The sequence below is a fragment of the Streptomyces sp. NPDC046805 genome, from assembly GCF_040645355.1.
In the GTDB taxonomy this organism is placed as follows: Bacteria; Actinomycetota; Actinomycetes; order Streptomycetales; family Streptomycetaceae; genus Streptomyces.
Map to the genome: position 1 here is coordinate 1 of NZ_JBEYYC010000023.1, position 11,563 is coordinate 11,563.

The following is an 11,563-nucleotide window of genomic DNA, read 5'->3' on the forward strand; positions in this document are numbered from 1 at the left end:
TCGTCGAGTTCGACGAACGATTCCTCGTCCATCAGCAGCTCGATGCGTTCACGGGCCGTCAACTTGCCCTTGGCGTGCTGCTTTTCGACGGCTCGCTGCGACCCGGCGTGCGTCGCTTCCTGGATACGGCGCTGGAGATCCGCGAGCTTCCCCGCGGTCGTGTGAATGTCGATGTCGTTCACTGGTTTCTGCTCCACCCGGTGGGTCGCTGGTCAGAAGGTGTCGTGGGGGACGTACACGCCCCACACGTCGCGTAGGGCGTGGGAGACCTCGCCGACCGTGGCGCGCGCCCGGAGGGCCTCGCGCATCGGGGGCAGGACGTTGTCGGTGCCCCGCGCGGCGCCGCGCAGGGCGTCCAGGGCGCGCTCGACGGCGCCGTCGTCGCGCTCCTCGCGCAGGGCGGCGAGGCGTTCGCGCTGGGCGATCTCGATCTGCGGGTCCACCCGCAGCGGTTCGTACGGCTCTTCCTCGTCGAGGGCGTAGCTGTTGACCCCGACCACGGTCCGCTCCCGCTGGTCGATCTCCAGCGCGATCCGGTACGCGGACTTCTCGATCTCGGACTTCTGGAAGCCCTGCTCGATGGCGGCGACCGCACCACCACGGTCCTCGACGGCCTGCATCAGCTCCAGGGCGGCCGCCTCGACGTCATCGGTCATGGACTCCATGACGTACGACCCGGCGAAGGGGTCCACGGTCTTGGTCACGTCGGTCTCGTAGGCGATGACCTGCTGGGTACGCAGTGCCAGCCGCGCCGCCTTCTGAGTGGGCAGCGCGATGGCCTCGTCGTAGGAGTTGGTGTGCAGGGACTGGGTACCGCCGAGAACCGCGCCCAGGCCCTGCAGGGCGACCCGGACCAGATTGACCTCGGGCTGCTGCGCGGTGAGCTGCACCCCCGCGGTCTGCGTGTGGAAGCGCAGCATCTGGGACTTGGGATTCCTGGCCTTGAACTCGTCTCGCATCACGCGTGCCCAGATGCGGCGCGCCGCACGGAACTTGGCGATCTCCTCCAGCAGCGTCGTCCGGGCGACGAAGAAGAACGACAGCCGCGGCGCGAAGTCGTCGACGTCCAGGCCCGCGGCGATCGCGGCGCGCACGTACTCCTTCGCGTTGGCCAGGGTGAAGGCGATCTCCTGCGCGGGCGTGGCCCCAGCCTCCGCCATGTGGTAGCCGGAGATGGAGATCGTGTTCCAGCGTGGCAGTTCCCGGTGGCAGTAGGCGAAGGTGTCGCTGATCAGCCGCAGGGACTGCTGGGGCGGGAAGATGTAGGTGCCGCGGGCGATGTACTCCTTGAGTACGTCGTTCTGGATCGTGCCGGTCAACTGCCCACCGGCGACGCCCTGTTCGGCCGCCACGAGCTGGTAGAGCAACAGCAGTGTCGAGGCGGGGGCGTTGATCGTCATCGACGTCGACACCTTGTCCAGCGGCAGCCCCTGGAACAGGGTCCGCATGTCCTCGATCGAGTCGATCGCCACGCCGACCTTGCCCACCTCGCCCCGGGCCACGGCTTCGTCGGAGTCGTGGCCCATCTGCGTCGGCAGGTCGAAGGCCACGCTCAGGCCGCCCGTCCCCGCGCCGACCAGTTCGTGGTAGCGCTCGTTGGACTCCTTCGCCGTGCCGAAGCCGGCGTACTGGCGCATCGTCCAGGGGCGGCCGGTGTACATCGACGGATACACACCCCGCGTGAACGGGAACGCGCCCGGGGCGCCCAGCTTGGCGTCCGCGTCGAAGTCCGCCAGTGCCCAGCCGTCGTAGAGCGGCCGGATCGGCAGACCGGACTCGCTCTGTGCCGCGGAACCCATGCGGACCTCCCTGGTACTGGATCTATATTTGACGGTACTCAGTACCGCAGTGCGGGGCAAGTGGTCTCCGGGGGCTGAGACAGGGAAGGATGGGCACTCATGAGCAAGCCACCCGCGCGGATCCGACTCGCCGACGCCGCCTTCGCCCTCTTCGACGAACGCGGATACGAGCAGACCACCGTCGAGGACATCGCCGAACGGGCCGGGGTGGGGCGTACGACGTTCTTCCGGCACTACGGGTCCAAGGAAGCGGTGATCTTCCCCGACCACGACCGGCTCCTCGACCTGATCCGGGACCGGCTGGCGACCTCCAGTCACAGCACCGCCCTGGTCGCCGTCTCGGATGCGGTCCGCCTGGTGCTGCTGCACTACATCGAGGAGGGCGACCTCGCGCGCCGCCGCTACGCGCTGACCAGCAAGGTGTCCGTCCTGCGCGACCGGGAGATCGCCAGTGTGGCGCGGTACCAGCGGCTGTTCCGCGAGTTCATCGCCGACTGGATGGGCGATCCCACGGAGTCGGCGTCGCTGCGGGCCGAGCTCATGGCGGCGTCCGTCGTCGCCGCCCACAACCACGTGCTGCGCCGCTGGCTCCGGGGCGAGTCCTCCGACGCCGTGGCGGAGATGGACGACGCGATGGGTGAGGTGCTCGCCCTGTTCCCGGCGCCCGCCACCCACGGGCGGACCGACGACGGCGGCACGACCGTCGTCGCCTTCCGGACCGGGCAGGACCTCGACGCACTGCTGCCCTCGCTGAAACGGCTCGTCGAGGGCGGATCCGCGCACTGAACGCCGTGCGTGGCCACGCACGGCGTTCAGCGGTCGTCAGAGGTGTCGCTCCGCCAGTCGTCACACCACCAGAAGCTCGACCAGCGCCGAGACGCCGCCACGGCGTGGTTCTTCCGCACCACCGCCCACGGAGCCTGAACCCAGCGCCTCGTCGCCGGCGCCGTCTGCGTCGTGGCGGGCTTCGCCGCCGTCTGGGTGCCACCGCTCGCCTCACTCGCCATCCTCGACGTCATCCTCATCGTGACCGCCACCGTGCTCGGGCACGTCCACCGGAACCTGACCCGCACGCTGCGGGCCGCCGCGGAGTCCTGACGTCCTGAGCCTTTCCGGCAGCCCCGAGCCACCCGTATGCCATGCCGTCGGATGCTCATTGCTGGCGGGACGGCGAAGAGTCGCGCAGCGTGGAGGGGAGAGGGCGACGGGCGAGGCGGGCGAGAGCGCCGTAGGAGAGGTGGACGCATGGACACGGATGTCTCGGGCCCGCGGGTCGTGGTGGGCGTCGACGGGTCGCCGTCCTCGCACGCGGCACTGCGCTGGGCCGTTCGCTACGCCGGTCTCATCGGCGGGGGTGTGGACGCGGTCGGCGTGTGGGAGGTGCCGGGGCAGGAGGGCTGGTCGGCTCCGCCCGTGGACACCGACTTCGACGAGGGGGAGGCCCGGCGGCGGCTCACCCGGGAACTGGAGGACGTGCTCGGTGCCGAGCCGGCCGTTCCCGTCAGGGCGCTGCTGGTGCGCGGCCATCCCGTCGACGTGCTGCTCAGAGCGGGGGAGGGGGCCGAGGCCCTGGTCGTCGGCAGCCATGGGCGGGGCGGGTTCGGCCGCGCCCTGCTGGGATCCGTCAGCCAGCATGTGGCGCAGCACGCGAGCTGTCCCGTCGTGATCGTGCGCGGGCGGCCGGTGTGAGCGTTCCGGCCGGCGAAGACTCGGGAAGTCGGTAAGACGTGGTCCGTACGACGTGACGACATAACGACATGACGATGCGACGAGGGGACGGAGAGGAGGCCGCCGGCCATGAGACACCGCAGCGTGAGTGACCTGATGACGCCCACGGCCGTCAGCGTGCGCACGGGCACGCCGTCCGAGGAGATCGCGCCCCTGCTCGTCGAGTACGGCATCACCGCCGTACCGGTGGTCGACGACCAAGGGCGGCCGGTCGGGGTCGTGTCCGAGGCGGACCTGCTGCACCGGCGGCCGTCCGCCGGGCCCGGCAGCAGCGCCGGGGACCTCATGACCAGCCCCGCCGTGGTCGCGCAGCCGGAGTGGAACGCGGTCCGCGCCGCCCGGACGATGGAGCGGCACAAGATCAAGCGCCTGCCCGTCATCGACGGCACGGGCCGGCTGATCGGTGTGATCAGCCGCAGCGATCTGCTCCAGCTCTTCCTCCGCCGGGACCAGGCGATCCAGGAGGAGATCCGCGAGGACGTCGTCGGCCGGACGCTCGGCCTGCCGCCCTCGGCACTGACCGTCGACGTCACCGACGGCAAGGTGACGCTGAGCGGCCGCGTCCGCCGCCGGAGCCTCGTCCCGGTCGTCGTGCGACTGTGCGAAGGCGTCGACGGCGTGGTCGACGTGACCGGGCATCTCGGCTTCGACCTCGACGACAACGAGCACCGCGCCGCACACACGACGACATCGCGGTGACCCGGCGCGCGGCCGGTCACGCCGACCGCAGCGGCGGTTCGCCGGCGTCGGGGCGTACCAGGTGGGCGGTGAACCAGTCGCGGGCCAGGGAGGCGACGGTCGCCAGGGTGCCGGGCTCGGCGAACAGGTGCCCCGCGCCGGGGACGACGGCGATCCGGTGTTCGCAGCGCATCTGGTCGGCGGCGAGCCGGTTGAGGCTCAGCACCCGGATGTCGTCGCCGCCGACGATCAGTAGCGTCGGGGCTTCCACACGGGCCAGCGCGGCCGGCGAGGCGAGGTCGGGGCGGCCGCCGCGCGAGACGACGGCGCCGATGTCCGGGTCGTCGGCGGCGGCCTCCAGCGCCGCGCCGGCGCCTGTGCTCGCGCCGAAGTACCCGACGGGCAGAGCGGTTTCCCGGCGCAGCCACGCGGACGCCTCCCGCAGCCGGTCGGCCAGCAGGTCGATGTCGAACACGTTGTACCGGTCGCGCTCCTCCTCCACGGTGAGCAGGTCGAGCAGCAGGGTGCCCAGCCCTGCGCGGTTCAGGACGCCCGCGACGTACCGGTTGCGGGGGCTGTTGCGGCTGCTTCCGCTGCCGTGCGCGAAGGCCACCACGCCCCGGGCCCCTTCGGGCAGGACGAACCGTGCCACCAGGCGTGCCCGGCCGGCCGGGACCTCGACCTCGCGGTTCGGCGGGGGCTGTTCGACGGCGGTGGCGTGCATGCTGCTGCCGAGCAGCTCGGCCACCTCCTCGTCGTCGGTCTGCTCGAAGTCGCGGTACCAGGCGCCGACCGAGCCCAGGTAGTGCGGGGAGTGCAGGCACACCACCTCGTCGGCCACCTCCCGCAGATGCGGGAGCGTGCGCTCCGGTCCGACGGGCACCGCGAGCACGACGCGGGCCGCGCCCTGGTCGCGTACGACACGGCAGGCGGCCTCGGCCGTGGCACCGGTGGCCAGTCCGTCGTCCACGATCAAGGCCGTCCGCCCGGCCAGCGGTACGGAGTCGCGACCGGCGCGGTACCGGCGCAGCCGCCGCTCCAGCTCGGACCGTTCGGACTCCTCGACGGCCGCCAGCTGGGCGGGTGTGAGCCCGGCGTCCCGGATCACGTCCTCGTTGAGCACGCGAACTCCCAGCTCGCCGATCGCGCCGAACCCCAACTCGGGCTGCCACGGCACCCCCAGCTTGCGCACCACGAGCACGTCCAGCGGTGCCTCCAACGCCTCGGCCACCTCGTACGCCACCGGAATCCCGCCCCGCGGCAGCCCGAGCACCACCACGTCCTCGCCGCGCAGCTGCTCCAGGCGCCGGGCCAGGCGGCGCCCGGCGTCCGTACGGTCCTCGAATCGCATACGGCACACCTCCTCGGGCCGTCCCGGGCCCGGCAGTGCCGCCGAGCCCTCGGGGGCGCCGTCACCGGTGGACCGGACCGGCCATCTGGACGATGTCGTCGGTGGCCACGTCGTGCAGCCGGGAGGCGAGGTCCTCCAGCGCCCGGCTGGCGGCGAGCTCGTCGCCGATCTCCGGGATCGGCCGGTCGATCGGGTTGCGCCGGGCGACACCGCGACCGGTGACCTGTGACGTCTCGCCGGGGCTCAGCACGGCACGCGCATGCGTGTCGTCGCCTTCCTCGGTGATGTAGATCTGCACGGTCCACTGCTTGGCTTCCACCGTGATCACCTCCGTGGGCGGGCCCTTCCCCTTCTCAGGCTGCGCCTGTCCGCGGGCCGGGTCCAGCGGCGAACGGCTCTGCCCGGCCCGTCGTCGAACGCCGTCAGCCGTCCGTGCCCGGCAGGGGCCGGACCGTGAGGATCTGCTGGGCGTGGCCGACGGGGCCGTGGAGATCGTGCAGGACGGTGCTGGTCAGGCCGTGGCCGGTGGGACCGAACGTGACGGTGGTGTCCAGGCCGGTCCAGCGGCCCTCGGGCCGGCGGTGCAGGTGGACGGTCAGGTCCACGTTGGGGAACATCCAGGCGCCGGGCGGCTGACGTACGGCGATGCCGTTGGCGGTGTCGACGAGGGCGACGTAGGAGGCCAGCGGGCTGCACGGCTCGTCCGCGACCAGAGCGAGCGGCGTGGCGACCCAGGCGGTCGTGCGACCCGGCAGCGGCGGGGCGACCGGGCGGAGGTCGAGGGAGGCGATGTAGCCGCCGGGCCACACGTCGTTCAGCCGCCACCGGCCGAGCGTCTCGGGGGCGGGGAGGCGGTCGTCGGGGCCGCCGGCGACGGCCGTGGTGTCCAGCATGGCCAGGAGCCAGACGCGGGCCCGCACCACCGGGCGGCCGGCGATGAGGACGACGGCTTCGAGCAGCTCGATGGTGCGGCCGGGCCGCAGCGTCTCGACCCGGATCTCGCACTCGTCGAGCGCGAGGCGCCCGAGGATGTCGAAACTGATCCGGGCCGGCACCAGCCCCGTGTCCGGCCGCCCCGCCAGATACCGGTCGACGGCGTGGACGACGAGCCCGCCGAGCGGGCTGAAGTGCTGCTCGTCGGGATTCCAGGCGCCGCCCGTGTGCGGGGTGGGCTTGAACCGGTGGTCGTCGATGCGCTCGTAGTAGCTGCCGTGGTTCAACTGACGTTACTCCCAGAGGTGTTGGCAGGGCTGTTCACAGGACGTTGAGCAGGATGACGTAGACGGCGGTGCCCAGGCCCACGCTCAGGATCGTGCGGCGGCCGAGGGCCAGGTGGACGCCGATGGTGACGGCGACCGCGAGCAACGCGTACCCCAGGGCGGGCGGGTCGGCGGTGATCGTGCCGTGCAGCGCGGTGACGGCGAGGATCGCGAGGATGCCCACGGGCATCCACACCGACAACTGCCGCACCAGCGCCGAGCCGCGCAGCGTGCGCAGCACCGTGAACGGCAGGGCGCGCAGGGCGAGCGTGACGGTGAAGACGATCGCCAGGACGGCGACGAGGTACGAGGTGCTAGGCATGGGCGGTTTCCTCGGCGGGGCGGCGGGCAGTGAGCGCGTGCCGGGCCAGCAGCAGGCCGACGAACATCAGCAGCGCGGTGAACAGGGCGACGCCCGGCGTCAGTACGAGCGCCACCGTGACACTGGCCCCGGCGAGCAGGACGGAGGGGAGCTCCTTACGGGAGCGGAACGCGTCCAGGGTGAGCACCGTGAACAAGGCGCACAGGGCGAACTCGAGGCCCTTGAGCGGTGCGGGCAACGCCGCGCCGACGGCGACACCGACCAGACCGCCGCCCACCCAGTAGGTCTGGCTTGCGATCTGCATGGCCAGCAGCCGGGGCGCCGAGCGTTGTGACTCCGGCAGCGAGGTGTTGACGGCGTACGCCTCGTCGATCATCGCGTAGACCGCGTACGCCTTCGCGACCGGATGCCTGACCAGGTGGAGCGGGAACGAGAAGGCGTAGAACACATGCCGGAAGTTGACCATGAGGACGGTGACCGCGACCGCCGCGAGCGGTGTGACACCGGCCACCATGCCCACCAGCAGCAATTCCAGGGACCCGGCGAACGCGGACAGGGACAGGGCCGGCGCCAGCCACCAGGGCAGCCCGGCCTGGAGGACCAGCAGGCCGAGGGCGATGCCGAGCGGGAAGATTCCGAGGCCGGCCGAGCAGGAGTCGCGTATCCCCAGGGAAATTTCTTGTCGCACGCCTCCATGGTCCCGGAGAACCCGCGCCATGTGGTTGCGAATATTGCTCATCTCGCACGCCAAGGTGCAATCTTTTGTCGTGGATGCGATCGACAGAGCAATCATTGCCGAGCTGGAGCGGGACGGACGGCTCACCAACGTCCAGCTGGCGCAGCGCGTCGGCCTCACCACCGGGCCGTGTCTGCGCCGCGTTCAGCGGCTGGAGGCGGACGGGGTGATCCGCGGCTACCGGGCCGTCATCGACCCCGCCTCCGTGGGCCGCTCCTTCGAAGTCCTCATCGAGCTCAGCCTCGAAGCGCAGGACGCGGAGACCGTCGAGCGCTTCGAGGAGACCCTGGCGCGGGCCGAAGAGGTCGTCGAGCTGCGCCGGTTGTTCGGCAGCCCCGACTATTTCGTCCGCGTGGCCGTGGCCGACCTGGCGGGCTACGAGGCCTTCCTCAGCGGGCACGTCATGACCATCCCGCGTATCAAGAACGTCACTTCGCACTTCACCATGAAGACCGTCAAGACGGCTCCGTAGGATCTCGGCGCGCAGACAGGCACGCACGCGGATACACAGACGCTCGGAACGGAGTACGACATGCCCGACAGCCGGCCCGTCACCCTGCAGGACGTCCAGGACGCCGCGGCGCGGATCGAGGGAGTTGCCCACCGCACCCCCGTGCTGCGCTCGCGCACCCTGGACGAGCTGGCCGGTGCCCAGGTCTTCGTCAAGTGCGAGAACTTCCAGCGCGTCGGCGCCTTCAAGTTCCGCGGCGCGTACAACGCCGTCTCCCGGCTGTCCGCCGAGCAGCTCGCCAAGGGCATCGCCGCCTACTCCTCCGGCAACCACGCCCAGGCCGTCGCCCTGGCCGCCCGTGAACTCGGCACCACCGCCGTGATCGTGATGCCGCAGGACGCGCCCCGCTCGAAGGTCGAGGCAACCGCCGCTTACGGCGCGGAGATCGTCACCTACGACCGCTACACCGGCGACCGGGTCGCCATCGGGGAGACGCTCGCCGCGGACCGCGGGCTGGCGATCGTACCGCCGTACGAACACCCCCACGTCATCGCCGGACAGGGCACGGCGGCCCTCGAACTCATCGAGGAGGTCGGTGACTTGGACACTCTGGTCGTCCCGGTCGGGGGCGGCGGGCTGATCGCCGGCAGCGCGACGGCGGCCAAGGGACTGCTGCCCGGTATTCGGGTCATCGGTGTCGAGCCGGAGGCCGGTGACGACACATTGCGGTCGCTGGAGGCCGGCCGACGGGTCTCGATCCCCGTGCCCCGCACCATTGCCGACGGCCAGGCCGCGGACATCCCCGGAGAGCTCACCTTCTCCATCAACCGGCGGCTGCTGGACGGCATCGCCCTGGTCGGCGACGACCGGATCCGGGACGCGATGCGGTTCGCCTTCGAGCGCATGAAGATCGTCCTCGAACCCAGCGGCGCGAGCGGGCTGGCCGCTCTGCTGGCCCACCGGATCGACCCGGCGGGCCCGGCGCCGCGCAGGATCGGGGTCGTCCTCTCCGGCGGCAACATCAGCGCCGAGCGGTTCGCCGAGCTCGTCGGGGGCTGAGGCGGCGCGGGGCCGGGAGACGCCGGAGGGTGGCGCCGCGACCGAGGGGCTCAGTCCCGGCGCGAGACCTCCACGTTCTCCAGGATGCCGAGCGCGTCCGGCACCAGAACCGCCGCCGAGTAGTAGGCGCTCACCAGGTAGGAGATCACCGCCTGTTCGTTGATGCCCATGAAGCGGACGTTGAGGCCCGGCTCGACCTCGTCCGGGAGTCCCGTCTGGCGCAGGCCGATCACGCCCTGGTCGTTCTCGCCGGTGCGCATCGCGATGATCGAGGACGTACGCGCCGCGGAGACCGGGATCTTGCCGCACGGCAGCAGCGGCACACCGCGCCAGGCCGGCAGATGGTGGCCGTTCAGATCGATGCTGCCGAAGTACAGGCCGCGCCTGTTGCACTCACGGCCGAACGCCGCGATCGCCCGGGGATGCGCGAACAGGAAGCGTGTGTCGCGCCGCATGCTCAGCAGCTCGTCCAGGTCGTCGGGGGTCGGCGGCCCGGAACGCGTGGAGATCCGCTGGTCGTAGGCGGCGTTGTGCAGCAGCCCGAACTCCCGGTTGTTGACCAGCTCGTGCTCCTGGCGCTCGCGCAACGCCTGCACGGTCAGCCGGAGTTGCTCCTTGGTCTGGTTCATCGGCTGGTTGTAGAGGTCGGCGACGCGCGTGTGCATCCGCAGGACGGTCTGCGCGACGCTCAGTTCGTACTCGCGCGGCTGCGGCTCGTAGTCCACGAACGTGCCCGGGACGTCGGGCTCGCCCACGTGCCCCGAACTGAGCGCGATCTCGGCCTCACCCCGATCGTTGACCGCACGGTGGCCGTCCTGCCCGGCCAGCCGGATGTGCGCGCGCAGGTCGTCGTGCCGGTCCAGCACCTCCCGGTACGCCGCGTACGGCAGCGCCAGCACGATGGTGGTGGTCGCCGCGCGGGCCGTGAACTCCCAGGTCCCCTCCGGGCCCGCGAGCACCTGGCCGCCGAACGCGTCGCCGTCGGCCAGCAGGCCGACCACCGCCTCGTCGCCGTACGGGCCCTCGCCGATCCGCTCCACCTTGCCGTGCGCGACGAGGAACACATGGTCGGCCGGGCGGCCGGCCGTCACGATCACCTGGCCCGGCGCGTACTCGCGCTGCTCGAACCGCGCGGCCAGTGCCGCCAGCGCCGTACCGTCCGAGAACCCGCGCAGCAACGGCAGTTCGGCCAGCTCCGCCGGGATCACGCCGACCTGCGCGCCGGTCTGCACGAACGTCACCCGGCCGTCGCCGAGCCGGTACGACAGCCGCCGGTTGACGCGATACGTGCCGCCCGGCACGTCCACCCACGGCAGCATGCGCGTCAGCCACCGTGAACTGATGCCCCGCATCTGGGGTTCGGACTTGGTCGTCGTCGTGAGATTCCGTGCCGCGGCCGTACCGAGGCTCTGCTGCTCCCGTTCCTCGACGCCCGCCGCGGGCGACGTACCGGTATCGACCGACATGCTGCCTTCTCTCCTGTCGCACCGGTGACGGCACGACTGCGTGCCATCACCCTCCGTGCCTAGAGCTACCCGCGTCCGATCACGACGAGTGATGAATTCGGACGGCGGCCGAGGCACGCCCCACCGCGAACTGCCCCCGCACCACCCCCGGTTCCGCCGCTCTCACCCGGATGGCGGTACCCGACCGGGGCGTGAGCGGACAGTGGTGTGTTTCCTTCGGCCGCGTTCGGGTACGCGACCATGACCGTGTCCGGGGCCGAGGGCCCCGCGCGGGCCGCACACATGCCGCTACCAGGGGATCTGCCATGTCGACACCCGCCCACGACAACCTTCCGACGCCGGCCCGGCGGGCGCTCGACGCGCTGGCCGTGAACGCCGAGGACCCGGCCGCGCTCGACACGCTGGCGAGCAGCGACGTGCTCGTTCCCGTGCCGGACGACGCCAATGAGGCGGCCGCGGCGGACCCCGCGGTGCTGGCGCTCCCCGTCCTCGAACAGCCCGACGGGGATCCGGTCGTGCCCGTGTTCACCTCCGAGGGGGCGATGACCGAGGTGCTGCCCTTCGTCTCCCGCTACCGCCTGGTGCCGCTCGGCGCGCTCGCCTCGCAGTGGCCGGACGACGACCTCTCGCTCGCCATCGACAGCAGCTCCGCCCACGGCCTGACGCTCACCTCGCACGGGGTGCGCACGCTGCTGGCCCGCCCGACGGGCTGAG

Annotated in this window: 15 protein-coding genes; 7 read left to right on the plus strand and 8 right to left on the minus strand. The window is 71.6% G+C overall.

The features are described 5' to 3' along the window. On the minus strand, positions 1–182 hold a 182-nt coding region (locus ABZ910_RS23660; protein ID WP_361368507.1), incomplete at its 3' end, for a carboxyl transferase domain-containing protein. A 30-nt stretch (positions 183–212) separates the two neighbouring features. Further along, positions 213–1,799 carry a methylmalonyl-CoA mutase family protein gene (locus ABZ910_RS23665; RefSeq protein WP_361368510.1) on the minus strand — a complete coding sequence of 529 codons (1,587 nt, stop codon included), beginning with the start codon at positions 1,797–1,799 and terminating at the stop codon, positions 213–215. A 99-nt stretch (positions 1,800–1,898) separates the two neighbouring features. Here ABZ910_RS23665 and ABZ910_RS23670 point away from each other — a divergent pair, with 99 nt between their 5' ends. From ABZ910_RS23670 to ABZ910_RS23685, 4 genes are all read left to right on the plus strand, one after another. Further along, complete coding sequence (locus tag ABZ910_RS23670) at positions 1,899–2,585, plus strand: TetR/AcrR family transcriptional regulator (protein WP_361368513.1); 687 nt, start codon at positions 1,899–1,901, stop codon at positions 2,583–2,585. Between the two features lie 171 nt (positions 2,586–2,756). After that, positions 2,757–2,897 (plus strand): hypothetical protein, encoded by a 141-nt coding sequence (locus tag ABZ910_RS23675; protein ID WP_361368516.1) that lies wholly within the window; start codon positions 2,757–2,759, stop codon positions 2,895–2,897. A gap of 147 nt (positions 2,898–3,044) precedes the next feature. Continuing rightward, a complete protein-coding gene (locus ABZ910_RS23680) occupies positions 3,045–3,488 on the plus strand; it encodes a universal stress protein (protein WP_361368519.1) in 444 nt (147 codons plus the stop codon). A gap of 108 nt (positions 3,489–3,596) precedes the next feature. Beyond that, positions 3,597–4,226: a CBS domain-containing protein gene (locus ABZ910_RS23685; protein ID WP_361368522.1), complete on the plus strand. Its 630-nt coding sequence runs from the start codon at positions 3,597–3,599 to the stop codon at positions 4,224–4,226. Between the two features lie 16 nt (positions 4,227–4,242). Here the strand turns inward: ABZ910_RS23685 and ABZ910_RS23690 are convergent, their stop codons facing one another. From ABZ910_RS23690 to ABZ910_RS23710, 5 genes are all read right to left on the minus strand, one after another. Next, on the minus strand, positions 4,243–5,556 hold the full coding sequence (locus ABZ910_RS23690; RefSeq protein ID WP_361368525.1) for a phosphoribosyltransferase family protein: 1,314 nt from the start codon (positions 5,554–5,556) through the stop codon (positions 4,243–4,245). A gap of 61 nt (positions 5,557–5,617) precedes the next feature. Next, positions 5,618–5,884, minus strand: a complete 267-nt coding sequence (locus ABZ910_RS23695; RefSeq protein WP_361368528.1) for a DUF1876 domain-containing protein — start codon at positions 5,882–5,884, stop codon at positions 5,618–5,620. A 94-nt stretch (positions 5,885–5,978) separates the two neighbouring features. Next, a complete protein-coding gene (locus ABZ910_RS23700; protein ID WP_361368531.1) occupies positions 5,979–6,776 on the minus strand; it encodes a thioesterase family protein in 798 nt (265 codons plus the stop codon). A gap of 34 nt (positions 6,777–6,810) precedes the next feature. Continuing rightward, entirely contained in the window at positions 6,811–7,137 is a 327-nt protein-coding gene (locus ABZ910_RS23705; RefSeq protein ID WP_361368532.1) for an AzlD domain-containing protein, read from the minus strand. Beyond that, positions 7,130–7,825 (minus strand): AzlC family ABC transporter permease, encoded by a 696-nt coding sequence (locus tag ABZ910_RS23710; RefSeq protein ID WP_361368535.1) that lies wholly within the window; start codon positions 7,823–7,825, stop codon positions 7,130–7,132. Before ABZ910_RS23710 ends, ABZ910_RS23705 begins: the two co-directional genes overlap by 8 nt. A 79-nt stretch (positions 7,826–7,904) precedes the next feature. Here ABZ910_RS23710 and ABZ910_RS23715 point away from each other — a divergent pair, with 79 nt between their 5' ends. Continuing rightward, positions 7,905–8,345, plus strand: coding sequence for an Lrp/AsnC family transcriptional regulator (locus ABZ910_RS23715; protein WP_361368537.1), 441 nt, complete (start codon positions 7,905–7,907; stop codon positions 8,343–8,345). Between the two features lie 60 nt (positions 8,346–8,405). Then, complete coding sequence (locus ABZ910_RS23720; protein WP_361368540.1) at positions 8,406–9,383, plus strand: pyridoxal-phosphate dependent enzyme; 978 nt, start codon at positions 8,406–8,408, stop codon at positions 9,381–9,383. A 50-nt stretch (positions 9,384–9,433) separates the two neighbouring features. Here the strand turns inward: ABZ910_RS23720 and ABZ910_RS23725 are convergent, their stop codons facing one another. Beyond that, positions 9,434–10,849 carry a family 2B encapsulin nanocompartment shell protein gene (locus tag ABZ910_RS23725; protein WP_361368543.1) on the minus strand — a complete coding sequence of 472 codons (1,416 nt, stop codon included), beginning with the start codon at positions 10,847–10,849 and terminating at the stop codon, positions 9,434–9,436. Positions 10,850–11,154: 305 nt separating this feature from the next. Here ABZ910_RS23725 and ABZ910_RS23730 point away from each other — a divergent pair, with 305 nt between their 5' ends. Next, positions 11,155–11,562 carry an SseB family protein gene (locus ABZ910_RS23730; protein ID WP_361368546.1) on the plus strand — a complete coding sequence of 136 codons (408 nt, stop codon included), beginning with the start codon at positions 11,155–11,157 and terminating at the stop codon, positions 11,560–11,562. Position 11,563 lies beyond the last annotated feature (1 nt).

Bases quoted from the DNA above. Each gene is read 5' to 3' on its own strand.
- ABZ910_RS23705 (WP_361368532.1), bottom strand. From the start codon at position 7,137: ATGCCTAGCACCTCGTACCTCGTCGCCGTCCTGGCGATCGTCTTCACC.
- ABZ910_RS23690 (WP_361368525.1), bottom strand. From the start codon at position 5,556: ATGCGATTCGAGGACCGTACGGACGCCGGGCGCCGCCTGGCCCGGCGC.
- ABZ910_RS23720 (WP_361368540.1), top strand. From the start codon at position 8,406: ATGCCCGACAGCCGGCCCGTCACCCTGCAGGACGTCCAGGACGCCGCG.
- ABZ910_RS23665 (WP_361368510.1), bottom strand. From the start codon at position 1,799: ATGGGTTCCGCGGCACAGAGCGAGTCCGGTCTGCCGATCCGGCCGCTC.
- ABZ910_RS23725 (WP_361368543.1), bottom strand. From the start codon at position 10,849: ATGTCGGTCGATACCGGTACGTCGCCCGCGGCGGGCGTCGAGGAACGG.
- ABZ910_RS23680 (WP_361368519.1), top strand. From the start codon at position 3,045: ATGGACACGGATGTCTCGGGCCCGCGGGTCGTGGTGGGCGTCGACGGG.
- ABZ910_RS23685 (WP_361368522.1), top strand. From the start codon at position 3,597: ATGAGACACCGCAGCGTGAGTGACCTGATGACGCCCACGGCCGTCAGC.
- ABZ910_RS23670 (WP_361368513.1), top strand. From the start codon at position 1,899: ATGAGCAAGCCACCCGCGCGGATCCGACTCGCCGACGCCGCCTTCGCC.
- ABZ910_RS23730 (WP_361368546.1), top strand. From the start codon at position 11,155: ATGTCGACACCCGCCCACGACAACCTTCCGACGCCGGCCCGGCGGGCG.